Here is a 21656-nt window from a genome sequence, read left to right on the forward strand (position 1 = left end):
CGTTCCGCGCTATCGTAGCCGCCCGCGGCATCCGCTCGCTGACCGCCCGGCGCCGGTGGGCCGGGCCGGTGGTCGCCGCCGGGCCCGCGCGGTACCATCGGCACGTCGGGGGGAAGTCGCCGACGAGCCCGAGGGGGGCCCTCATGAACCGGATGCTCCGTGCTGCCGTGGCGGCAGCGGCCACCGTCCTCGTTGCGGGCGCGCTCGGCGGGTGCGCGTTCCTCGCCCCGCCCAAGACCTTCAGCGATACGGCGACCGTCGAGGACGCGATCGCGACCGTCCAGATCTCCGACAACCAGGGCAGCGTCACCGTGCGCGGCGCCGAGGGCGCGACGGAGACCACCGTGGCGCGCAAGGTCTCGTACCGGGGCGAGCGCCCCGAGGGCGAGACCCACTCGGTGCAGGGCGACACGCTCGAGCTGCGCGGCTGCGGCCCCCGGTGCTCGGTCGAGTACACGATCGACGTGCCCGCCGGCGCCGACGTGCGCGGGCAGACCTCGAACGGGGCGATCAAGCTCCGCGACGTGGGCCAGGTCGAGGTGGGCACGAGCAACGGCCGCATCGAGCTCGAGGACGTCCAGGGGACGATCGACGTCGAGACCTCGAACGGGCGCATCGAGGGCGACGACCTGAACGGCGACGGCATCCGGGCCGAGTCGTCGAACGGCGCCATCGACCTGGAGCTCGGCACCGCGCAGGACGTGGAGGCGCGCACCTCGAACGGCGCGATCGAGCTCACCGTCCCGGCCGACAGCTACCGGATCGCGACGGAGACCTCGAACGGAGGCACCGACCTCCAGGTCGCGAACGATCCCGACGGCCGGTTCACGCTCGACCTCCGGACCTCGAACGGGTCGATCACGGTGCGGGAGGACTGAGCCGGGGACAGCGGCTCAGGCGCCCCGCAGCTCGTCGAGCGCCGCCTCGAGCTGGTCGACCGCCCAGTCGAGGTCGGCCGGCTCCACCACGATGGGCGGCGCGAGCCGGATCGTCGAGCCGTGCGTGTCCTTCGCGAGCACACCGCGGCGCATGAGTGCCTCGCACGCCCGCCGGCCGGTCGCGAGCTCGGGGTCGATGTCGATGCCCGCCCAGAGCCCAGCGCCGCGCAGCGCGACCACGCCGTGCCCGACGAGGCGCTCGAGGCGCGCGTGCAGGTGGGCGCCGAGCTCCCGTGCCCGTGCCTGCGGTTCCCCCGTCGCGAGCATGCGGACGACCTCGAGGCCGACCGCCGCGGCGAGCGGGTTGCCGCCGAACGTCGAGCCGTGCTGCCCCGGTCGGAGCACGCCGAGCACGTCGGCGTCGCCGACCACGGCCGAGACGGGCACGATGCCGCCGCCGAGCGCCTTGCCGAGCAGGTACAGGTCGGGCACGACGCCCAGGAGGTCGCACGCGAACGTGGCGCCGACGCGCCCGAGGCCCGACTGGATCTCGTCGGCGATGAGCAGCACGTTCCGCTCGGTGGTGATGCGGCGCACCTCGGGGAGGAAGTCGGCGGGCGGGACGATGATGCCCGACTCGCCCTGGATCGGCTCGACGAGCACGGCGACGGTGCTCTCGTCGATCGCCGCCGCGATCGCCGCCGCGTCGCCGTAGGGCACCATCCGGAAGCCGGGCGTGTACGGCCCGAAGTCGTCGTGCGCGTCGGGGTCGTCGCTGAATGAGATGATCGTCGTGGTGCGCCCGTGGAAGTTGCCGGCCATCACGATGATGTTCGCGGCATCCGGCGCCACGCCCTTCACGCGGTAGCCCCATGCGCGGGCGACCTTGATCGCCGACTCGACCGCCTCGGCACCCGTGTTCATGGGCAGGACCAGGTCCTTGCCGCAGAGCGCGGCGAGCTCGGTGACGAACGGCCCGAGCCGGTCGTTGTGGAACGCGCGGCTCGTCAGCGTGATGCGGTCGAGCTGCTCGCGCGCCGCGGCGACGAGACGCGGGTTGCCGTGCCCGAAGTTCACGGCGGAGTAGGCGGCGAGGCAGTCGAGGTACCGGCGGCCCTCGACGTCGGTGACCCACGCACCCTCGCCCGAGGCGACCACGACGGGGAGGGGGTGGTAGTTGTGGGCCGCGTGCTGGTCCTCCAGGGCGATCGCGTCGGCGGTCCCCGAATCGGTCCCTGAAGCGGTCCCTGAGCCCGTCGAAGGGGTCCCTGAGCTCGTCGCGGTCCCTGAGCTCGTCGAAGGGCGGTCGAATGCGGTGGTCATCGGCGCAGCTCCAGGGTGCAGCACTTCACGCCGCCCCCGCCGAGCAGCAGCTCGGAGAGGTCGACGCCGATCGGGTTGTAGCCGTGCTCGCACAGCTGCCGCTCGAAGTCGATGGCGCGCGAGGCGATCACGACGTTGCAGCCGTCGCTGAACGAGTTGAGGCCGAGCACCGCGGCATCCGTCTCGTTCACGATGATGGCGTCGGGGTAGCGCTCCTGCAGCACGGCGAGGGATGCCCCGTCGAACGCGCTCGGCAGGTAGGCGATGTGCTCGCGGCCGGGCGTGCCGTCGAGGACGGCGACCGCGGTGTCGAGGTGGTAGAAGCTCGGGTCCACGAGGCGGAGGGTGACCACCTCGCGGCCGAAGATGCGCTCGAGCTCGCCGTGCGACTGCGAGTCGCTGCGGAAGCCCGTGCCCGCGAGGATCACGTCGCCCACGAGGAGGAAGTCGCCCTCGCCCTCGTTCACCTCCTCGGGCTCGCGCACGTCGAAGCCCTGCTCGCGGAACCACCGCATGTACGCGGGTCCCTCGGGCTGGCGCTCGGGGTGGGTGAACTTCGCACCGTAGGCGATGCCGTCGATCACGAACCCGCCGTTGGCGGCGTAGACCATGTCGGGCAGCCCCGCGATCGGATCGATGAGGTGCACGTCGTAGCCGAGCTCGAGGTACGTGTCGTGCAGCACCTGCCACTGCGCCAGCGCGACGTCGGTGTCGGTCGGCTCGGCCGGGTTCATCCACGGGTTGATCCGGTAGACGACGGTGAAGTGCTCGGGGCGGCACATCAGCACGCTGCGTCCGGTGGGGCGCCGCTCGGGCCGCGTGGCCGCCTGTTCCTCGGTCTCGATCACGCTCGACATCTCACTCCTCAGGGCTCTGCGGATGTCACGGCGCACCGTTGCGGGGCGACATCGGCACTGTTCGCAATGTCGGCGGACCAGGTCGCTCTTGCGAGCCCCGACGACGATGTTCGGGTTGCACCGCCGTCGGGACGCCACTCTCAGTGTGACGCCGAAGTCGCCGAAGTTCCGAGCGTCACGCGCAATGTTCCTGCCCGTTCCGACCCGTTTCGCCGCTTTCGTGCGTATGCCGCACGGCGGATGCCGCGGGGCCCGCGTGAGAGCGGTTGCTCACGCGCCCGGAGTGGTGCATCCTGTTGGGCGACCCGGCTCCCTTCGGCCGGACGGACCGATGGAGGCCGCACTTGGACGATCCCGCCCACGACGATCGGCTGCGGCATCTCCAGCGGATCGCGTACGGCGCCGTCGCGAGCAGCGGGGAGCGGGCAGCCGCGCTGGCCGAGCTCGACGCGCTGCGGCACGCCGCCGCGGCCGCGGCCGCGGCGGACGGGCGGGACGGCGCGGCATCCGAGGCGCCCGAGCCCGTCCGGGAGAAGACGCCGACCGGCTCGACGCGTGCCGTATCCGAGTGGATCGCGGCGTCCGACGCGGCATCCGTGCGCCGGTTCCGCTGGGCGGTCGCGGCGGGCACGGCAGCCCTGCTCGTCGGCATCGCGGTCGGCTGGCAGCTCGGCACTCGCACGGCGCCATCCGAGCCCGCAGCCGTCGGCCAGCCCGTCGGAGCGGCAGCATCGATCGGCACGGGCACGCCCGACGGGTCCACGCTGTCGGTGATCGAGACGCCCGCGTACCGGGTGTTCGACCGGGCCGCGGAGCCCGCGGACACGCCTCCCCCGACTGCGGAGGAGGGCTGGGCCGACGGATGGCTCGACACGTCGACCCTGCGGCTGCTCGCGACCACCGCCGACGGCGTCGGCGTCTACGGCGCGAAGCCGGTGCCGGGCGGATCGTCCGGCGGCGGCCCGGACGACCTGTGCCTCCTGATCGTGCGCGACGGCGGAGCAGGCGGGACCTGCACGCAGCAGGGCGTCTTCCGCGACGGAATGCTCTGGACGGAGATGGGCATTCCTGGCCACCGCTCGGTGCGCGCCGAATGGCACGCCGACGGCGCCGTGCTGGTGACCGTGCCGGCCGACTGAGCGAGCGCGGCGGACCCCCTTGCCGCGGACCGCCACGCGAGGCATCCTGATCGCATGGCCGGTCCCTTCACCGGTCGGGACGACCGGAGCGGCACCAGCGGGCCGAGGCCGCCGGGGTGGGCGATCGCCGTGTTGGCGACCGCGCTGCTGCTCGGGGCGCTCGTGGGCTGGACGACGTCCCAGTCGACACCGTCGGGCGGTGAGGCCGCCGTCGTGCCGATCGCCGAGACGGCCGTGCTGAGCCCGTACGACGCAGCGCCGACGTCGGCGGACGCGCCACGCGACGCGTACCCCCGCGACCCCGTCGCGCCGACGGACTACCGACTGCTCCGCACGCGTCCCGACGGCGTCGCCCTCTACATCGCGCGACTGCGCGGCGGCTCCGCGGTCTGCGCCGTCATCTCGCGGCCCGGGCGGTTCACCACCTCGAGCTGCACGCACGACGGGCTGTTCCCCGTCGGTGGGCTCGAGGTCGAGGCATCCGTGCCCGGCAGCGGGCTCGTTCGCGGGATCATCCGGCCCGACGGCACCGCCGAGCTGACGCCGCGGTGACGCCGACGACCGCCCCGGTCAGCCGTTCTTCGCGTCGCGCCACGCGAGCCACTCGGGCACCGCGGACAGGTCGTAGCCGGGGCCCGAGACGCCGAGCGTGAACAGTCGCACGCCGGCGTCGTAGAGCGCATCGGCGTAGTCGAGGTCGACGTGGCGGCGGGTGAGCTCGTTCGACACCGTGATCTCCGACACGTCGCGGCCCACCTCGTCGCCCCAGCGCTTCAGCACGTCGAGCTTGTGGCCGAGCTCGTCGGGTGAGACGAACGAGTGCCAGATGTCGGCATGCCGCGCGACGATCTTGAGGGTCTTCTGCTCGCCCTTGCCGCCGATCATCACCGGGATCTTGCGGGTCGGCGCCGGGTTCAGCTTCGCCCAGCGGGCCTCGACCCGGGGCAGCGCCCTCGCGAGCGCGTTGAGGCGGGTGCCCGGCGTGCCGAACTCGTAGCCGTACTCGTCGTAGTCGCGTTCGAACCAGCCCGACCCGGTGCCGAAGATGAACCGGCCGACGCCGTCCTTCGCCGAGATGTGGTCGAGCGTGCGGGCCATGTCGGCCTGCAGGTCGGCGTTGCGGTACGAGTTGCAGCTCACGAGCGTGCCGAACTCGACGCGCTCGGTCTGCTCGGCCCAGGCGCCGAGCATCGTCCACGCCTCGAAGTGCAGGCCCTCGCGATCGCCCGAGAGCGGGAAGAAGTGGTCCCAGTTGAAGACGATGTCGACGCCGAGGTCCTCGAGGCGCAGGACGGTGTCGCGGATGGCCGGGTAGTGGGCGTGCTGCGGCTGCACCTGGATTCCGAGGCGCACGCGGGAGTCGACGGGCATGCCGTCCAGCCTAGGCGCGTTCCGGAAAGCGGCTGCCGGGGTTGCCATCGAGCGCAATGCAGGAAGAACCGGTCGACACGCCGGTGAAGCGGTGGGCCGCTCCGGCGTGTCGCAGGATTCTTCCTGCATTCGATCTCGCGCTCGAGCCCATGAGCGACACGGATGCCGCAGGCACACGGATGCCGCGAGCTCACGGATGCCGCAAGCAGACGGATGCCGCGGGCGCACGTCGGCCCGCGGCATCCGTTCCCCGCTTCCCCCGGGCCTACTCCTTCAGGTCGAGCATCGGCGTCGGACGCCGGAACCCGCGCGTCACGATCGCGAGCAGCACCACGCCGATCGCGAGCCACGACAGGCCCACGATGAAGGTCTCGACCGAGAGACTCGTCCACAGCCACACGGTGAGCGCGAAGCCGATGAGCGGCAGCACGAGATTGCGCAGCACCTGGATGCCGGCGCGCTCCTTGCGGTCGAGGTAGTAGTGCTTGATGACCGAGAGGTTCACGACCGAGAACGCGACCAGGGCGCCGAAGCTGATCATGCCGGCGAGGAGGCCGAGGTCGATCCAGATCGCGAGCAGCGACACCGCGGACACGCAGAGCACGGCGACCACCGGGGTCTTGAACCGCGCCGAGAGGCGGCCGAAGACGCGTGTGGGCAGCACGCCGTCGCGGCCCATGGCGTAGATGATGCGCGACACCGACGCCTGCGACGTGAGCGCCGAGCCTGCGGCACCCGCGACGTACGCCGCCGTGAAGAACACCGCGAGGAACTCGCCGCCCGCGGTCTGCATCACGTCGAGCGCGGCGGAGTCCACGTCGGTGAAGACATTCGACGGGAACACCAGCTGCGCGAGGTACGACAGCCCGATGAAGATGACGCCCGCCGCGATGGTGGTGATCATGATCGCGCGCGGCACGGAGCGGGTCGGCTCCTTCGCCTCCTCGGCGAGCGTCGACACCGAGTCGAAGCCGAGGAACGAGAGGCACAGCACGGCGGCGCCCGCGAAGAGCACGCCCGGTCCCTCGACCGTCCCGTCGCCGATGAACGGCGCGAGCGGGTCGACCTGCTGACCGGACAGCGACGCCAGGCCGAACACGACGAACGCGCCGATGAACACGGCCTGCACGGCGATGATCACGACGTTCGCCCGCGCCACCGAGACGATGCCGATGACGTTCAGCACGGTGACGATCACGATCGACGCGAGGATGAACACCCACGCCGGCACCGCCGGGAAGGCCGCCTCGAGGTAGATGCCGATGACGAGGTAGTTGATCATCGGCAGGAACAGGTAGTCGAGCATGAGCGACCAGCCCGCGAGGAAGCCGACCCCGCCGCCGAAGCTGCGCTGCGTGTAGACGTAGGCCGAGCCGGCGTAGGGGTACGCGACCGACATGCGGGCGTACGAGCGCGCCGTGAACAGCATGGCGACGAGGGTGATGAGGTACGAGACGGCGACGCGGCCGCCGGTCATCTCGGTCACGATGCCGTAGGTGGTGAACACCGTGAGCGGCACCATGTAGACGAGGCCGAAGAGCACCAGCGACGGGACGCCGAGTACTCGCTTCAGCTTGGGCGCGGCATCCGTTCCGACGTCGGTGGCGGGGATCGCGGCCTGGGACATGGGTGGTGACCTTTCAGGGGGTCGGGAGGCGTTCGCCTCGGTATCGGGGGATCCCCGCGAGCCAGGTCGCGCGCACGGGGAGGTCGGGGAGTTCGGCGGGATCGAGCTCCCGCGGGTCGGCCGCGAGGTGCACGAGGTCGGCGGCGGCGCCGGGCTCGATGCGGCCCCACGGGGCATCCGTCGCGTCGGCGAACGCCTGGTGCGCGACGGCGGTGCTGTACGCGTCGAGGGCGAGCGCCACGGGCAGGATCTCCTGCGGCGTCCACCCGCCGGCCGGGTCGCCCTCGGGCGTGCGGCGGCTCACGGCCACGGCGATGCCCTCGCGCGGGTCGCCCGACGAGACGGGCCAGTCCGAGCCGAACGCGAGCCGGGCACCGGATGCCTCGATCGAGCGCATGCGGTACTGCTTGTCGGCGCGCTCCGAACCGAGCCGCGGCACCGTCAGCACGGTCATGAGCGCGTCGAGCTGGGCCCACAGCGGCTGCATGTTCGGGATGACCCCGAGCCGCGCGAACCGGTCGAGGTCGGCGTCGTCGACGAGCTGGGCGTGCGCGATGACCGGGCGGCGGTCGCGCGGCCCGTTCGCTTCGACGGCGTGCTCGATGGCGTCGAGCGCCTGCCGCACCGCGGCGTCGCCGATCGCGTGGATGTGCACCTGGAGGCCGGCCGCGTCGACCGCGCGCACGGCCTCGGCGAGGTCCTCGGCGCTCCAGACCGACATCCCGTGCTTGTGCAGCGCCGAGCAATACGGCTCGAGCAGGGCACCCGTCTCGTTCTCGACGACGCCGTCGGCGAAGAACTTCACGGTGTTCGCAGTGAGCAGGGGCGACGCGGCATCCGTCACCCGGCGACGCGACTCGACGAACGCGGGCAGCTGGGTCGCGAAGCGGCGCGGGTCGGCGTAGAGCGCGAGGTTGAAGCGGATGCGCAGCCGGTCGCGCGCCGCGGCCTCGAGGTAGGTGTCGAGCTCGGCCGGCTCGACCCAGGCGTCCTGCACCCACGTCACACCACGAGCGAGGTAGTACTCGGCGGCGCGCTCGAGCGCCCGCAGGCGCTCCTCGACGGGACGCGCTGACGCGACATCGGTGACGAGCTCGACGGCGCCCCACTCGCGCAGCGTGCCGAACGGCGACCCGTCGGCGCGACGCGGGATCTCGCCCAGCACGGGCTCGGGGGTGTCGGCGTCGATGCCGGCGAGCTCGAGCGCTCGCGAGTTGCACCACACCGTGTGGTAGTCCCAGGCGCGCAGCACGACCGGACGGTCGGGCACCGCCTCGTCGAGCCAGCGCGCGTCGAAGAGGCCGTCCTCGGCGAGGCTGCCGTCGTACGAGGCGCCCTGGATCCACGCGACCTCGGGGTGGGCCTCGGCGTAGCGCCGCACCTCGTCGACGATCGCCGCGATGGAGGTGCACGAGCGCACGTCGGGACCCTCGGCCTCCAGCCCGCCGAACAGCGGGTGCGCGTGCCCGTCGCCGAACGCCGGCATGAGGAAGCCGCCGTCGAGGTCGACCTGCTCCACCTGCTCCCCCGCCGCCTCCGCATCGACAGCGAGGCGACGGGCGGCGGCGTCGAGCGCCTCGACGATGCCCTCGCGGACGAAGACCGCCGCGGCCGTCGGCTCGTCGGCTCCGCGCCAGATCGTGCCGCCGTGGAAGAGGGTCGAGGTCACTGCACCGGGTCCTTCGCGTTCATACGAACAGTGTTCGTATTCGAGTGAAGGTGACTGTACACTCTCGCCTCAAGCGAGGGAAGACCGAGGATGGAAATCGTGACACGTGTCAACCGCGACCAGCTCGTCACCACGGCGCTCGAGCTCATCGACGAGGAGGGCGGCGAGGCGCTCTCGATGCGCGCGCTCGCGAAGCGCGTCGACCGCCAGGTCTCCTCGCTCTACAACCACGTCGCGAGTCGCGGCGACCTCATCGAGGCCGTGCGCGCCCGCATCGTCGAGGAGATCGACACGAGGGCCTTCGCAGCCGAGCCGTGGGATGCCGCGCTCGAGGCCTGGGCCCGGTCGTACCTCGCGGCGTTCGCGGCGCACCCGAACGTCATCCTGCTGCTCGCGACGACCCCGATCCGCGACGTCTCCACGCTCGGCATGTACGACCGCGTCATCGGTGCGCTCGTCGAGGCGGGCTGGCCGGTCGGCGACGCCGTCGCCGTGATGCGTACCGTCGAGGCGCACGTGCTCGGCTCGGCGATCGACATCGTGGCGCCCGGCGACCTGCTCGAGCAGGGCTCGGTGCCGTCCGAGCACGCGGCGTTCCGGGCGGCGCTCGACCCGTCGCTCGGCGACGCGTTCGGCGCCCGCCGCGCCTTCGAGATCGGCCTCGCCGCGTTGCTCGCCGGCCTCCGGGTGCGGCACGCCGCCGGCGCGGGTCTCCACGCCTGACCAGGGGCGGTAACGTCGGCAGCCGCTTTCCGACGCGCCACGCAGGAATCCGGCGTCAACCCCTGGGTGAGCGCAACGAATCGGCGTACACTCCGAAGCATGGACAACCTCGACCGCGCCATCCTCGACCTGCTCCGACAGAACGCGCGAGCGGGGTACGGCGACATCGGGTCGTCCGTGGGCCTCTCGGCGTCGGCCGTGAAGCGTCGCGTCGACCGCCTGGTCGCCGACGGCGTCATCCGCTCGTTCACCATCCAGGTCGACCCGACCGTCGACGGCATGAGCACCGAGGCGTACGTCGAGCTGTTCTGCCGCGGCACCGTCGCGCCCGACGAGCTGCAGCGCATCCTGCAGGGCGTGCCCGAGGTCGTCTACGCCGGCACGGTCACCGGCAGCGCCGACGCGATCGTGCACATGCGCGCGCGCGACATCACCTCGCTCGAGGATGCGCTCGAACGCGTGCGCATCGCCCCCAACGTCGACCACACCCGCAGCGCGATCGTGCTCTCGCGACTCGTGAACCGCAACCGGGACTGACGATGGCGGATGCCGCGGGCGGCGCGGTCTCGTTCACGATCCGCCACGACGACGACGTGCCGCCCTTCGAGCAGCTGCGTCGCCAGGTCGTCGACGGCGTGGCATCCGGAGCACTCGCCCCAGGCACGCGGATGCCGACGGTGCGCGCCCTCGCGGTCGAGCTCGACCTCGCGGTGAACACCGTCGCGAAGGCCTACCGCGCCCTCGAGTCCGACCACGTCATCGAGACCCGCGGACGCGCCGGCACGTTCATCGCCGCGACCGGCGACCCCGCCACGCAGGAGGCGCAGCTCGCCGCGCTCGCCTTCGCCGACCGCGTGCACCACCTCGGCGTCGACCGGGCGACGGCCCTGGCGCTCGTCGCGTCCGCGCTCGACGCCCCGCGCTGAGCGCTGCCGGCCGCGGCATCCGCTCAGACGGCCTCGGGGATCGGCTCCTTCGGGAGCTTGCGCACCTTGGCGCGGCGGCGGCGGCGCTCGGGGATCATCGAGCGCATCTCCTCGAGCTTGCCGAAGCAGAGCAGGCGGTCCTCGGACTCGAGCACGACGCCCTTGCGCGGGTTCGGGATGACCGTCGTGCCGCGGTGCAGCGTGAGCACCGTGATGTCGCGGTCCCAGAGGCCCGACTCCCCGAGCGTCTTGCCGACGAGGTCGGCGGCGCCGTGCACGAGGAGCTCGGCGACGCCATACCCCGTCGAGACCGTGAGCCGCTGCCGCACGTCGATCTCGGGGAACGCCACCTGGTTCGCGATGTAGTCGATGATCGCGCCGGCCACGTCGAGCTTCGTCGCCGTCTCGATGCCCTGCAGGCCGGGCGACGAGTTCACCTCCATGACGAGCGGCCCGTCGTTGCCCTCGAGCATGTCGACGCCGGCCACCTTGAGGCCCATGATCTGCGCCGAGCGCACGGCGGCCTGCTCGTAGTCGGGCGTGAGCTCCACGGGCTCGACGGTGCCGCCGCGGTGCACGTTGGAGCGGAACTCGTCGCCGCTCGCGACGCGGCGCATGGCCGCGACGACTCGGTCGCCGATGACGAGCGCACGGATGTCTCGACCGCGGCTCTCCTTCACGAAGCGCTGGATGAGGACGTTCTGCTTCGTCGAGTGCAGCGTCTCGATGATCGCCTCCGCGATCTTCACCTCGGGCGCGAGGATCACGCCGATGCCCTGCGTGCCCTCGAGCAGCTTGATCACGACGGGCGCACCGCCCACCAGCTCGATCGCCGGGCGCACGTCGGCGCGGTTGCGCACGAACGCCGTGGCGGGCATGCCGATGTTGTGGCGGCTCAGGATCTGGTTCGCGCGGAGCTTGTCGCGGGCGTTCGTGATGCCGTTCGCGGTGTTCGGCGTGTAGACGTCCATCTGCTCGAACTGGCGCACCACGGCGGTGCCGAAGTACGTGATCGAGTTGCCGATGCGCGGCAGGATCGCGTCGTAGTCGGACAGCGGACGGCCGCGGTACTGGAGGTCGGGCTCGGGGCCCGTGAGGTCGATCGCGAAGCGCAGCGTGTTGAGGACCTTCACCTCATGCCCTCGTTGCTGCGCCGCCGCCCGGAGTCGCTGCGTGGAGTACGCCTGCGGGGCGCGCGAGAGGATCGCCAGTTTCATCCTTGAGTCCCTGCGAAGATGTTCGGGTGACAGAGCCCCCCTATTCAACCACCATCGTCGGATGGCGCGAATGGGTGACCCTGCCCGGTGCGGGAGTCCCATGGATCAAGGCGAAGATCGACACGGGGGCGCGCACGTCGTCGCTCCACGCGTTCGACGTCGAGGAGTTCCGCGCCGACGACGGCACCGATTCGGTGCGGTTCGGCGTGCGTCCCTGGCAGGAGAGCGACGAGGACGCAGTCGTCGTCGAGATCCCCGTGCACGACCGCCGCACGGTGCGCAGCTCGTCGGGCCACTCCGAGGAGCGCATCGTCGTGCTGATGGACGTGACGCTGCACGGACGCACGCGGACCGTCGAGATGACGCTCAGCAACCGCGACGAGATGGGCTTCCGCATGCTCATCGGCCGTGAGGCGCTGCGCGACGGGTTCCTCGTCGCCGCCGGCGAGTCGTTCCTCGGCGGACGCGCCCCTCGACGCGTCCGCCGCCAGAACCGCGGTCGCTGACCCTAGATCACCCCGTCGCTCAGCGTCGTCGGGTTGCCGAACCGGTGGTTCGTGATCGACACGGCCTGCTCGTGGAGGAACGGCAGCAGCTCCACGCGGCCCGAGGGCGTCACGGGGTGCGACCACACCGCGACATCCGGGGTGCCGCCGAGCGCCGTCGCGAGCTGGGACGCGCCACCGCCGATGAGGCGGACGCGGGTCGAGCCCACGCCCTCCCTCGCGACGCGCGCGAGCCACGCGGCATCCCCCTCGCGGATCAGCCGCATGTCACGGGCCTGGAGGAGCGTGCGCACGCCCTTCGGCAGCTCGATCGCCGTCGACACGGTGAGGTGCGACTTCGCGAGCAGGCCGGCCGCGATGACGCGCAGGCCCTCGGCGAGCGTCGACGCCTCGCCGATGCGCACGGTGACGGGCAGCGACCGGTAGCGGAACACGTTCCGCTCGACGCCGACGCCCGAGACGTCCTTGACCGTGCCGTACTCCTCGGCCCAGGCGACCTCGTCGGACAGTGCCGACCGGCGCAGCACCTCGAACGCCTCGTACTCGAGCGCCGGCTGCGACGCCTCGATGAGCTCGGACACGCGCTTCTCGAGCCCGCGCAGGTGCAGCGTGCTCGACATGGCGCCGTGCTGCGGCATCCACTCGCCGAGGCCGAACAGGTAGTTCGGGCCGCCGGCCTTGGCGCCGGCGCCGACGGCCGAGCGCTTCCAGCCGCCGAACGGCTGGCGCTGCACGATGGCGCCCGTGATGCCGCGGTTCACGTAGAGGTTGCCCGCCTCGACGCGGTCGAGCCAGTGCGCGACCTCCTCGGAGTCGAGCGAGTGCAGGCCGGCGGTGAGGCCGTAGTCGACGGCGTTCTGCAGGCGGATCGCCTCGTCGAGGTCCTTCGCGTGCATGACGCCGAGCACCGGGCCGAAGAACTCGGTGAGGTGGAAGTACGACCCGGGCGCGACGCCGTCGCGGATGCCGGGCGACCAGAGGCGTCCGGTGCCGTCGAGCTGCTTCGGCTCGACGAGCCACTCCTCGCCGATGCCGAGCTGGGTGAGCGCGTGCAGCAGCTTGCCGTTGGCGGGCTCGATGATCGGGCCCATGACGCTCTGGGGGTGCTCGGGGTAGCCGACGCGCAGCGACGTCGCGGCGTCGACGAGCTGGCGGCGGAACCGCTCCGACTTCGCGACCGAGCCGACCAGGATCACGAGCGACGCGGCCGAGCACTTCTGGCCGGCGTGGCCGAAGGCGCTCTTCACGACGTCGGATGCCGCGAGGTCGAGGTCGGCCGACGGCGTCACGATGATCGCGTTCTTGCCGCTCGTCTCCGCGAGCAGCGGGAGGTCGGGGCGGAACGAACGGAACAGCTGCGCCGTCTCGTACGCACCGGTGAGGATGACGCGGTCGACCGCGGGGTGCGAGACGAGCTCGCGGCCGAGCTCGCGCTCGCCGATGTCGACGAGGGCGAGGAGCTCGCGCGGCACGCCGGCCTCCCAGAGCGCCTCGACCATGACGGCGCCCGAGCGCTGCGCCAGCTTCGCGGGCTTGATGATGACCCCCGAGCCCGCGGCGAGCGCGGCGAGCACGCCGCCCGCCGGGATCGCGACGGGGAAGTTCCACGGCGGCGTCACGACGGTGAGCTTCGGCGGCACGAAGACGGCGCCCTGCACGTGGTCGAGCTCGCGGGCGCGCTCGGCGTAGTAGTGGGCGAAGTCGATCGCCTCCGAGATCTCGGGGTCGGCCTCGGCGATGGTCTTGCCGGTCTCGGCGGCCATGACCTCGATGAGGCGGTCGCGGTTCGCGGCGAGCGCGAGACCCGCACGGTGCAGCACCGCGGCGCGCTCGGCGCCGGGCAGCTCGCCCCACGCCCGACCGTTGGCGGCGACGGTGGCGATGATCGACTCGAGGGTGGCCTCGTCGTCGACGCGGGCCCGGGCGATGGTCTCGAGGCCGAGGCGCGTCTCGGGAACGCGGGCGAGGATGCGCCGGCCCCACTCGCGGTTCGCGGCGAGGGCCGGATCGGTGTCGGGCTCGTTCCGGAAGCCGGGGGTCGCGCCGGAGCCGGCCGCGCTCGGGGCCTCGAGGTCGCCCTCGATCTCGCCCGTGTCGCCGAACAGGCCCGGCTCGCCGCGGGAGCCGCGGGTGAGCTCGAGCACGGTGCTCGTGAGCGATGCGTCGTCCTCGTGCTCGGTGCCGGGCGCCGGGGCGTCGGGCACGGCGATGGCGGCCGCGAGCGACTCCTGCGACCACTCGGAGCGACGGTTCTGCGTGCGGTTCGGCGCGGGCACCCGACCGGAGTCGCCCTCGAGCGCGGCAAGCGAGCGCTCGTAGCGGCGCCGCTCCCGCTCGAAGAGGCCCTGGTCGCTGTCGAGCTCGAACACGGCCGACATGAAGTTGTCCTGGCTCGCGTTCTCCTCGAGCCGGCGGATGAGGTAGGCGATCGCCACGTCGAACTCGGTCGGGTTCACGACGGGCGTGTAGAGGAGCAGGTTGCCGACGTCGCGGCGCACCGCCTCGGCCTGCCCGGTGGCCATGCCGAGGAGCATCTCGAACTCGACGCGCGACTCGACGCCGCGCTCGCGGGCGGTCAGCCAGGCGTGCGCGACGTCGAACAGGTTGTGGCCTGCGACGCCGAGCTTCACGGCGTCGGTGCGCTCGGGGGTCATCGACCAGTGCAGCACGCGCTTGTAGTTGGTGTCGGAGTCCTGCTTGGTGCCGTAGGTCGCGGTGGGCCAGCCGTGGATCGCGGCGTCGACGTGTTCCATGGCGAGGTTCGCGCCCTTCACGACGCGCACCTTGATGGGAGCGCCGCCGGCCTGGCGTCGCGCGATCGCCCACGCGGTGAGCTCCTGCATCGCGCCGAGCGCGTCGGGCAGGTAGGTCTGCAGCACGATGCCGGCCTCGAGGCCGCGCAGCTGCGGCTGGTCGAGCAGCGTCGTGAAGACCGCGATGGTGAGGTCGAGGTCGCGGTACTCCTCCATGTCGAGGTTGATGAACTTCCCCCGACCGCCGGCTGAGCCCGTCGAAGCCTTGGCGGCGAGCTCGTAGAGCGGCGTGAGCTTCGAGACGACCTTCGTGACGGCCTCGTCGAACGACCACATCGAGAGCTGGCTCACGACGCTCGACACCTTGATCGACACGTAGTCGACGTCGTCGCGCGCGAGGAACTCGTAGGTGCCGCGCAGTCGGCGGTCGGCCTCGTCCTCGCCGAGGACGGCCTCGCCGAGCAGGTTGAGGTTGAGGCGGTTGCCGGACTCGCGCAGCATCGCGATCGAGGGGCCGAGCTTCGCCGGGGTGGCGTCGAGCACGAGGTGGCCGACCATCTGCCGCAGCACGCGGCGCGCGATGGGGATGACGGCCCACGGGAGCACCGGGGCGACGACGCCGCCGACGCGGATGGCCGCGCGCAGGTACCAGGGCAGGAACTTCGGCGTCAGCTTCGCGACCTGCTCGAGGTTGCGGCCGGCGACCCCGAGGTCTTCGGGGCGCATCACGCCGTCGACGAAGCCGACGGTGAAGGCGAGCCCGTTCGGGTCCTTCAGCACACCGGCCAGGCGCTCTGCGGCGGGGTCGACGGGGTGCTCTGCGCTCTCGGCGAGCCAGCGTCGCACCAGTGCGACGACGTGGTCGGTGGCCGGCGCGAGTCCCGTGGCGGCGTTGGTCATGGTCACGAGGCTAGTCTCCGTTGCTCCGGGCGCGCCGTGGTTCGCGCGCCTTGTCGCCTACCAGTGTGCGGTGCGATGTCTGTTCGGTACAGCGAACGAATCCGACGCATACTGTTCGGTATAGTCGAATGATCCGGTGAGGCTCCAGGAGGTCGCGATGCTCGACGTGCGACGGCTGCGACTGCTCGTCGAGCTCAGTCGTCGCGGCACGCTCGCGGCGGTCGCCGAGGCCCTCTCCTACAGCCCGTCGTCGGTGTCGCAGCAGCTGAGCCTGCTCGAGCGCGAGGCCGGCGTTCCGCTCCTCGTGCAGGTGGGCCGGCGGGTCCAGCTCACGCCGCAGGCGCTCGTGCTCGTCGAGCACGGCAAGGCGGTGCTCGACCGGCTCGAGGAGGCCGAGGCGGAGGTCGCGCGGTCGCTCACCTCGGTGGCCGGCACGGTGCGCATCGCGGTGTTCCAGTCCGCGGCGCACGCCGTCATGCCGCAGGCGCTCACGCTCCTCGCCGACGCCCATCCCGGCCTGCGCGTCGAGGTCACCGAACGCGAGCCAGAGGCCGGGCTGTTCGAGGTGGCCGCACGCGACTTCGACCTGGTCGTGGCCGAGCAGTACCCGGGGTACGCACGTCCGCGGCATCCCGAGCTCGACCGCGTTCCCCTCGCATCCGATGCGATCCGGCTCGCCGTGCCCACGAACACCCGGGAGGAGCGCCCGGCGGAGCCGGACGCTTCTCGAGACCCGAACGTTGCCCTCGCCGCGACGGCCGGGCGCCCGTGGGTCATGGAGCCCGCCGGCACCGCGTCGCGGGTGTGGGCCGAGCAGCTCTGCCGCGCGGCCGGGTTCGAGCCCGACGTGCGCTTTGAGACCGCCGACCTCATGGCGCACATCCGCCTCATCAGCTCGGGCAACGCCGTCGGGCTGCTCCCCGACCTCCTCTGGGCCGACGAGGGTCCGAGCGTGCTGCTCGCTCCCCTGCCCGGCGACCCCCACCGCGAGGTCTTCTCCTCCGCGCGTCACGCGGCGGCCGGACGACCCGCCGTGGTCGCCGTGCGCGACGCGCTCGCCCGCGCCGCGGCCCGCACGGGCCCGCCCCGGAACGGCCACGACGCCACCGCCGCCCACGCGTGAAGTGCGGGCCGGTCAGGTCTACGCTGCGAGCATGGCCAGCAAGCGGAAGTTGATCGGAGCCGGCGTCGCCGTGCTCGCCGTGCTCGCGCTCGCGGGCTGCCTGGGGGAGCAGGGTTCGGCCCGTGGCGGCTCGGTCGATGCGACCGGCACGTGGGGGGATCCGTCGAAGGACGCGTCGCCGTACCTCGAGCTCGAGGACGACGGCAGCTTCAGCGGCAGCGACGGTTGCAACAACCTGACCGGCTCCTGGTCGGTCGACGAGGGCGAGCAGGTGCTGTTCGAGGACGTCGCGTCGACCATGAAGGCGTGCGAGGACGTCGACGACTGGCTCGCCCACCTCGACGCCGCGACCATCTCGGGCGACACCATGACGGTGCTCGGGCAGGACGGCTCGGAGATCGGGCAGCTCGAGCGCACCTCGGACACGCCCGCCACCTAGTCCGGCCGAGGCCGTTCGCGCCCTCGTCGCAACCCGGCGGGTGCTCGCGGTGCGCCGTGCCCGCCGGACTACGCTGCGGCCATGACCAGGATGCGCAACGTCATCATCGGGGCCGGCGCGGCGATCGCCCTGCTCGCGCTCACGGGCTGCCTCGGCGTCCAGGGATCCGCCAAGGGCGGCGACATCGACCCGGTCGGCACCTGGGGCGACCCGTCGAAGGAGTCTGAGCCGTTCCTCTCGCTCGCCGACGGTGGAAAGCTCAGCGGCAGCGACGGCTGCAACACCCTGTCGGGCTCGTGGTCGGTCGACGAGGGCGAGCAGGTGCTCTTCGAGGACGTCGCCATGACGCGGATGTTCTGCGAGGGGGTCGACGACTGGCTCTCGGGCCTCACCGCCGCGACCATCGCCGACACGACCATGACCGTGCTCGGCCAGGACGGTTCGGAGATCGGGCAGCTCGAGCGCACGTCGGACGAGCCGACGGTCAACTAGGCGTGCCCGAGGCCCGCGCCGCCGTCGTCGAGCTCGGGGTCGTACCCGATCATCACGTTCCCTGCGGGCTCCACGTCGTGCATCCATGGCGTGTAGCTCACGCCGACGAGCAGCCCCTCTGGACTCATCAGGCGTGACGTCGTCTGCCCCCACGACTCCTCGTGGGCGCCGACCAGGATCTCGTGCCCGCCCGCGCGGAGCTCCTCGACCGCCTCGGCCACGGCCGCCGGCGAGTCGACGTCGAACTCGATCCACGCCTGCGGCACCGGGCGGTCGGCGGGCCACTCGGTGGTGCCGAAGGTCGCCTCGGCGGCCTGGCTCAGCGGCCAGATCGCGAACGCGTTGACGCCCCCGAGCTCTTCGGTGTGGAAGTACCCGCCGTCCTCGCTGAACGGGATCCCGAAGGCGCCGCGCCAGAAGTCGGCCGATGACGAGTCGGCACTGCCGATGGGGCCGAAGCCCGCCACGAATGCGATGTCCATGCGGCCAGCCAACGCCCAGCCGCCGACATCCGCAAGACATGTCGACTGACGAGCGAGCTCAGTCGGATGCCGCGGCCGCCGCGAACCGCCCGGCCTGCTCCGCGAGGAACGCCAGCACCTCCGGCGGCCCCTCGACACGGTAGGCCGCGCCGCGCGGCAGCCACATGAGCGCCATCACGAGGTTCTCGACCGCGTCGGCCTCGAGCGGCCAGACGCAGCGGTCGGGCCCGTCCTCCACGACGTCGCGGCCGTACCACCCGAGGCGGTCGACGAGCTCCGCTCGCGACAGCTCCACCACGACCCGGGCGCGCACGGTGCGGTCGCGGTAGCGGATCGCGGACTCCACCCGGGCGCGCGCCGCCTCGTCGGTCATCGGCCGCGGCTCGAAGTGCACGCGGGTCTGGAACACGTCGCTGATGCGGTCGAGCCGGAACGTGCGCCAGTCCTCGCGCTGGCGGTCCCAGGCGAGGAGGTACCAGCGCCGGGCGACCGGCACGAGGCGATACGGCTCGACGACCCGCGAGCTCGGCTCGCCCGCGGCATCCGTGTAGTTGAAGCGCAGCCGCTCGGAGTCGCGGCACCCGAGCGCGAGGAGGCCGAGGAGCTCGGTGTCGATCTCGGGGGCCGGGCGGCCCCTGCCGCCATCGCCGCCCGGTGCCCGGCCGACCGCGACCGTCGCGTGCGACTGCAGCGCGTCGATGCGCCGGCGCAGCGCGGGCGGCAGCACCTGCTCGATCTTCGCGAGCGCGCTCAGGGTCGTGTGCTCGGCGCCGCGGAGTCCGGCGGTGGCCTGCGAGCGCAGTCCGACGGCGATCGCGACGCCCTCGTCGTCGGTGAGCAGCAGCGGCGGGAGCCCGGTGCCGGCCTCGAGCCGGTATCCGCCCGCGCTCCCCCGCATCGACTCGATGCCGTAGCCGAGCTCGCGCAGGCGCTCGACGTCGCGGCGCAGCGTGCGCTCCGAGACGTCGAGCCGGTCGACGAGCTCACGAGCCGACCAGTGCCGATGGCTCTGCAGGAGGGAGAGGAGCTCGAGGGTCCTCGAGGTGGTCGCGGCCATGTTCCGAGTATCTCGCGCATCCGGTCAGAAAGTGACCGGATGCCTCGGAAGACTGGCGATATGACCGAACGAACGAACCAGATGATCACCGCCCGAGGCCTCACGAAGACGTTCCGCTCCAAGGGGCAGGTCGTCGAGGCCGTCCGAGCCGTCGACCTCGACGTGGCCGACGGCGAGCTCGTCGCCTTCCTCGGCCCGAACGGCGCCGGCAAGTCGACGACGCTCCGCATGCTGACCACGCTCCTCCCGCCGACCTCGGGCGAGGCGACGGTGGCCGGCTGCGACATCCGCCACGACCCCGCCGGCGTGCGCCGCCGCATCGGGTACGTCGGCCAGGGCAGCTCGGGCGGCCACACCCAGCGGGTGCGCGACGAGCTGCACGCGCAGGGCGCGTTCTACGGCCTCGGCCGTCGCGAGACCCGCGCGCGGGCCGCCGAGCTCATCGAGTCGCTCGAGCTCGGGCAGGTCGCGAGCCGCCAGGTGCAGTCGCTGTCGGGCGGCCAGAAGCGCCGGCTCGACATCGCGCTCGGCCTCATCCACCGGCCCGAGCTGCTGTTCCTCGACGAGCCGTCGACCGGCCTCGACCCGCACAGTCGCGCGAACCTGTGGGAGCACATCGTCGACCTGCGCCGCAGCACCGGCACCACGATCTTCCTCACCACGCACTACCTCGACGAGGCCGACCAGCTCGCCGAACGGGTCATGGTGATGGACCACGGCGCGGTCATCGCCGACGACACGGCATGGTCGCTCAAGGAGTCGCTCGCGGGCGACCGGGTCACGCTCGCCTTCGAGCGTGCGACGGATGCCACGGCCGCCGCGGCCCGCATCGGCGGGTCGGTCGACGGGGCCGTCGTCACCCTCACCGCGCCGGGCGGCGACCGCGCCCTCCCCCGCTGGATCCGCGAGCTCGCCGACGCCGGACTCGACGTCGTGGCGGCGACGCACCGCCAGCCCACGCTCGACGACGTCTTCCTCGCGCTCACCGGTCGCAGCCTCCGCGAGGAGGCGGCCTCGCGCGAGCCGGCCGCCGAGCCCGTGGACGCCGCGGCGTGACCCGCTCATCGATCACCACTTGCACCGCACGCCATCGAGTCACGTGTTCTCGTCGCTCGACCCGGCGCCAACCGACCATTTCCCGTGACTCGACGACTGATAAGCAACGAAGGAGCACATCCTCATGAACACCATCAGCCCCGCCGCCGCCCAGGCCGCCGCGATCGAGCGGCCCGCGGCATCCGCCCGCCCCACCGGGTTCGTGCACGACACCATGACGGTCTTCGCGCGCGAGTCGCGCCCGCTCGTGCGCGACCCGTTCAGCGTGGTCTTCTCGCTCGTGCAGCCGCTCGTCTTCCTCGGCCTGTTCGGACCCCTGCTCGTCGGCGCGGCCGGCGGCGACGTCGCGGCGACCCTGCAGTGGTTCGTCCCCGGCATCCTCGTGATGGTCGCGCTGTTCGGCACCGCGTCGACGGGCGCGAACCTGCTCTTCGAGATGCAGACCGGATCGCACGAGCGCACCCTCGTCGCGCCGCTCTCACGCAGCGCACTGCTCGTCGGACGCGCGCTGAAGGAGGTCGTGCCGCTCGTCATCCAGGGCACGATCGTCGTGCTCGTCGCCGTGCCGTTCGGGTTCCGGCTCGACGTGCCGGGCCTCGTCGTCGGCCTCGCGGTGCTCGCGGTGTTCGGCATCGGGTTCGGCGCCCTGAGCTACACCCTCGCGCTCGCCTGCCGCAACCGCGACTGGATGTTCTGGATGGTGCACCAGACGCTGCTGTTCCCGCTCATGATCCTGTCGGGCATGCTGCTGCCGCTCGAGGACGGCCCCGACTGGATGAAGGTCGCCGCCGCGGTGAACCCGCTGAGCTACCTCGTCGCGGCCGAGCGCGCGCTGCTCGCCGGCGACCTCGGCAGCCCGGCGGTGATCGGCGGCGCGATCGCCGCGATCGCGACCTGCGCCGTCGGCGTGTTCGTCGGCGTGCGGGCCATGCGCCGCGCCAGCTGATCGCCCCGGTCGTCGAGTAGCGCGCCGCTCAGCGGCACGCGTATCGAGACGCAGCGGTCCGGTCTCGATACGCGTCCGGCTCCGCCGGGAACTACTCGACCACCGGATCCAGACGGCGGATGCCGCGACCCACCGCACGAGGCGGGGGCCGCGGCATCCGTCGTGCCCTGCC

At 72.2% G+C, this 21656-nt stretch carries 21 protein-coding genes; 12 read left to right on the forward strand and 9 right to left on the reverse strand.

Annotated elements, in window-relative coordinates:
- Nucleotides 1-143: 143 nt before the first annotated feature.
- Entirely contained in the window at nt 144-878 is a 735-nt protein-coding gene (locus ACFVN5_RS00805) for a DUF4097 domain-containing protein (protein ID WP_376952731.1), read from the forward strand.
- Nucleotides 879-893: 15 nt separating this feature from the next.
- On the opposite strand, the gene rocD is transcribed toward ACFVN5_RS00805, so the two are convergent.
- Complete coding sequence (rocD, locus tag ACFVN5_RS00810) at nt 894-2201, reverse strand: ornithine--oxo-acid transaminase (RefSeq protein WP_376952732.1); 1308 nt, start codon at nt 2199-2201, stop codon at nt 894-896.
- Nucleotides 2198-3058: a dimethylargininase gene (gene ddaH, locus ACFVN5_RS00815; protein WP_376952733.1), complete on the reverse strand. Its 861-nt coding sequence runs from the start codon at nt 3056-3058 to the stop codon at nt 2198-2200. The genes rocD and ddaH overlap by 4 nt, the downstream gene beginning before the upstream one ends.
- A gap of 344 nt (nt 3059-3402) precedes the next feature.
- Here ddaH and ACFVN5_RS00820 point away from each other — a divergent pair, with 344 nt between their 5' ends.
- Both ACFVN5_RS00820 and ACFVN5_RS00825 read left to right on the forward strand, forming a co-directional pair.
- On the forward strand, nt 3403-4197 hold the full coding sequence (locus ACFVN5_RS00820; protein WP_376952734.1) for a hypothetical protein: 795 nt from the start codon (nt 3403-3405) through the stop codon (nt 4195-4197).
- A 54-nt stretch (nt 4198-4251) separates the two neighbouring features.
- Nucleotides 4252-4749, forward strand: a complete 498-nt coding sequence (locus ACFVN5_RS00825; RefSeq protein WP_376952735.1) for a hypothetical protein — start codon at nt 4252-4254, stop codon at nt 4747-4749.
- A gap of 18 nt (nt 4750-4767) precedes the next feature.
- On the opposite strand, the gene ACFVN5_RS00830 is transcribed toward ACFVN5_RS00825, so the two are convergent.
- The 3 genes from ACFVN5_RS00830 to ACFVN5_RS00840 form a co-directional block, all read right to left on the reverse strand.
- Nucleotides 4768-5568, reverse strand: coding sequence for an LLM class F420-dependent oxidoreductase (locus ACFVN5_RS00830; RefSeq protein ID WP_376952736.1), 801 nt, complete (start codon nt 5566-5568; stop codon nt 4768-4770).
- A gap of 265 nt (nt 5569-5833) precedes the next feature.
- Nucleotides 5834-7195: an APC family permease gene (locus tag ACFVN5_RS00835; RefSeq protein ID WP_376952737.1), complete on the reverse strand. Its 1362-nt coding sequence runs from the start codon at nt 7193-7195 to the stop codon at nt 5834-5836.
- A gap of 13 nt (nt 7196-7208) precedes the next feature.
- Complete coding sequence (locus ACFVN5_RS00840; RefSeq protein ID WP_376952738.1) at nt 7209-8864, reverse strand: amidohydrolase; 1656 nt, start codon at nt 8862-8864, stop codon at nt 7209-7211.
- Between the two features lie 90 nt (nt 8865-8954).
- On the opposite strand from ACFVN5_RS00840, the gene ACFVN5_RS00845 reads away from it, so the two are divergent.
- From ACFVN5_RS00845 to ACFVN5_RS00855, 3 genes are all read left to right on the forward strand, one after another.
- Nucleotides 8955-9587 carry a TetR/AcrR family transcriptional regulator gene (locus ACFVN5_RS00845; RefSeq protein ID WP_376952739.1) on the forward strand — a complete coding sequence of 211 codons (633 nt, stop codon included), beginning with the start codon at nt 8955-8957 and terminating at the stop codon, nt 9585-9587.
- Nucleotides 9588-9686: 99 nt separating this feature from the next.
- Nucleotides 9687-10124, forward strand: a complete 438-nt coding sequence (locus ACFVN5_RS00850; RefSeq protein ID WP_148732865.1) for an Lrp/AsnC family transcriptional regulator — start codon at nt 9687-9689, stop codon at nt 10122-10124.
- A 2-nt stretch (nt 10125-10126) separates the two neighbouring features.
- Nucleotides 10127-10513, forward strand: a complete 387-nt coding sequence (locus ACFVN5_RS00855) for a GntR family transcriptional regulator (RefSeq protein WP_376952740.1) — start codon at nt 10127-10129, stop codon at nt 10511-10513.
- A 23-nt stretch (nt 10514-10536) separates the two neighbouring features.
- Here the strand turns inward: ACFVN5_RS00855 and ACFVN5_RS00860 are convergent, their stop codons facing one another.
- Entirely contained in the window at nt 10537-11730 is a 1194-nt protein-coding gene (locus ACFVN5_RS00860) for a RimK family alpha-L-glutamate ligase (protein WP_376952741.1), read from the reverse strand.
- 26 nt (nt 11731-11756) lie between these two features.
- Between ACFVN5_RS00860 and ACFVN5_RS00865 the strand changes: the two genes are divergently transcribed.
- Nucleotides 11757-12236, forward strand: coding sequence for an ATP-dependent zinc protease (locus ACFVN5_RS00865; protein ID WP_376952742.1), 480 nt, complete (start codon nt 11757-11759; stop codon nt 12234-12236).
- A gap of 2 nt (nt 12237-12238) precedes the next feature.
- On the opposite strand, the gene ACFVN5_RS00870 is transcribed toward ACFVN5_RS00865, so the two are convergent.
- A complete protein-coding gene (locus ACFVN5_RS00870; RefSeq protein ID WP_376952743.1) occupies nt 12239-15889 on the reverse strand; it encodes a proline dehydrogenase family protein in 3651 nt (1216 codons plus the stop codon).
- 157 nt (nt 15890-16046) lie between these two features.
- On the opposite strand from ACFVN5_RS00870, the gene ACFVN5_RS00875 reads away from it, so the two are divergent.
- The 3 genes from ACFVN5_RS00875 (at nt 16047) to ACFVN5_RS00885 (ending at nt 17943) form a co-directional block, all read left to right on the forward strand.
- Nucleotides 16047-17012 (forward strand): LysR substrate-binding domain-containing protein, encoded by a 966-nt coding sequence (locus tag ACFVN5_RS00875; RefSeq protein WP_376954278.1) that lies wholly within the window; start codon nt 16047-16049, stop codon nt 17010-17012.
- A gap of 31 nt (nt 17013-17043) precedes the next feature.
- Nucleotides 17044-17451 carry an META domain-containing protein gene (locus ACFVN5_RS00880; protein WP_376952744.1) on the forward strand — a complete coding sequence of 136 codons (408 nt, stop codon included), beginning with the start codon at nt 17044-17046 and terminating at the stop codon, nt 17449-17451.
- Between the two features lie 81 nt (nt 17452-17532).
- Nucleotides 17533-17943, forward strand: coding sequence for an META domain-containing protein (locus ACFVN5_RS00885; RefSeq protein ID WP_376952745.1), 411 nt, complete (start codon nt 17533-17535; stop codon nt 17941-17943).
- Here the strand turns inward: ACFVN5_RS00885 and ACFVN5_RS00890 are convergent.
- On the reverse strand, nt 17940-18425 hold the full coding sequence (locus ACFVN5_RS00890; protein ID WP_376952746.1) for a glyoxalase: 486 nt from the start codon (nt 18423-18425) through the stop codon (nt 17940-17942). The two genes, ACFVN5_RS00885 and ACFVN5_RS00890, sit on opposite strands and share 4 nt — an antisense overlap.
- Nucleotides 18426-18483: 58 nt before the next feature.
- The gene (locus ACFVN5_RS00895) at nt 18484-19482 is read right to left on the reverse strand and encodes a helix-turn-helix transcriptional regulator (RefSeq protein WP_376952747.1); all 999 of its coding nucleotides are present in this window, start codon (nt 19480-19482) and stop codon (nt 18484-18486) included.
- A 60-nt stretch (nt 19483-19542) separates the two neighbouring features.
- On the opposite strand from ACFVN5_RS00895, the gene ACFVN5_RS00900 reads away from it, so the two are divergent.
- Nucleotides 19543-20538, forward strand: coding sequence for an ATP-binding cassette domain-containing protein (locus ACFVN5_RS00900; RefSeq protein ID WP_376952748.1), 996 nt, complete (start codon nt 19543-19545; stop codon nt 20536-20538).
- A 124-nt stretch (nt 20539-20662) separates the two neighbouring features.
- The gene (locus ACFVN5_RS00905; protein WP_376952749.1) at nt 20663-21484 is read left to right on the forward strand and encodes an ABC transporter permease; all 822 of its coding nucleotides are present in this window, start codon (nt 20663-20665) and stop codon (nt 21482-21484) included.
- The last annotated feature ends 172 nt before the right edge of the window (nt 21485-21656 follow it).

The sequence above is a fragment of the Agromyces sp. NPDC057865 genome, assembly GCF_042796995.1.
Lineage (GTDB): Bacteria > Actinomycetota > Actinomycetes > Actinomycetales > Microbacteriaceae > Agromyces.

Bases quoted from the DNA above. Each gene is read 5' to 3' on its own strand.
- ACFVN5_RS00880 (WP_376952744.1), top strand. From the start codon at position 17,044: ATGGCCAGCAAGCGGAAGTTGATCGGAGCCGGCGTCGCCGTGCTCGCC.
- ddaH (WP_376952733.1), bottom strand. From the start codon at position 3,058: ATGTCGAGCGTGATCGAGACCGAGGAACAGGCGGCCACGCGGCCCGAG.
- ACFVN5_RS00885 (WP_376952745.1), top strand. From the start codon at position 17,533: ATGACCAGGATGCGCAACGTCATCATCGGGGCCGGCGCGGCGATCGCC.
- ACFVN5_RS00835 (WP_376952737.1), bottom strand. From the start codon at position 7,195: ATGTCCCAGGCCGCGATCCCCGCCACCGACGTCGGAACGGATGCCGCG.
- ACFVN5_RS00895 (WP_376952747.1), bottom strand. From the start codon at position 19,482: ATGGCCGCGACCACCTCGAGGACCCTCGAGCTCCTCTCCCTCCTGCAG.
- ACFVN5_RS00890 (WP_376952746.1), bottom strand. From the start codon at position 18,425: ATGGACATCGCATTCGTGGCGGGCTTCGGCCCCATCGGCAGTGCCGAC.
- ACFVN5_RS00845 (WP_376952739.1), top strand. From the start codon at position 8,955: ATGGAAATCGTGACACGTGTCAACCGCGACCAGCTCGTCACCACGGCG.
- ACFVN5_RS00805 (WP_376952731.1), top strand. From the start codon at position 144: ATGAACCGGATGCTCCGTGCTGCCGTGGCGGCAGCGGCCACCGTCCTC.
- ACFVN5_RS00830 (WP_376952736.1), bottom strand. From the start codon at position 5,568: ATGCCCGTCGACTCCCGCGTGCGCCTCGGAATCCAGGTGCAGCCGCAG.
- ACFVN5_RS00850 (WP_148732865.1), top strand. From the start codon at position 9,687: ATGGACAACCTCGACCGCGCCATCCTCGACCTGCTCCGACAGAACGCG.
- ACFVN5_RS00855 (WP_376952740.1), top strand. From the start codon at position 10,127: ATGGCGGATGCCGCGGGCGGCGCGGTCTCGTTCACGATCCGCCACGAC.
- ACFVN5_RS00870 (WP_376952743.1), bottom strand. From the start codon at position 15,889: ATGACCAACGCCGCCACGGGACTCGCGCCGGCCACCGACCACGTCGTC.
- ACFVN5_RS00900 (WP_376952748.1), top strand. From the start codon at position 19,543: ATGACCGAACGAACGAACCAGATGATCACCGCCCGAGGCCTCACGAAG.
- ACFVN5_RS00825 (WP_376952735.1), top strand. From the start codon at position 4,252: ATGGCCGGTCCCTTCACCGGTCGGGACGACCGGAGCGGCACCAGCGGG.
- ACFVN5_RS00875 (WP_376954278.1), top strand. From the start codon at position 16,047: ATGCTCGACGTGCGACGGCTGCGACTGCTCGTCGAGCTCAGTCGTCGC.
- ACFVN5_RS00860 (WP_376952741.1), bottom strand. From the start codon at position 11,730: ATGAAACTGGCGATCCTCTCGCGCGCCCCGCAGGCGTACTCCACGCAG.
- rocD (WP_376952732.1), bottom strand. From the start codon at position 2,201: ATGACCACCGCATTCGACCGCCCTTCGACGAGCTCAGGGACCGCGACG.
- ACFVN5_RS00905 (WP_376952749.1), top strand. From the start codon at position 20,663: ATGAACACCATCAGCCCCGCCGCCGCCCAGGCCGCCGCGATCGAGCGG.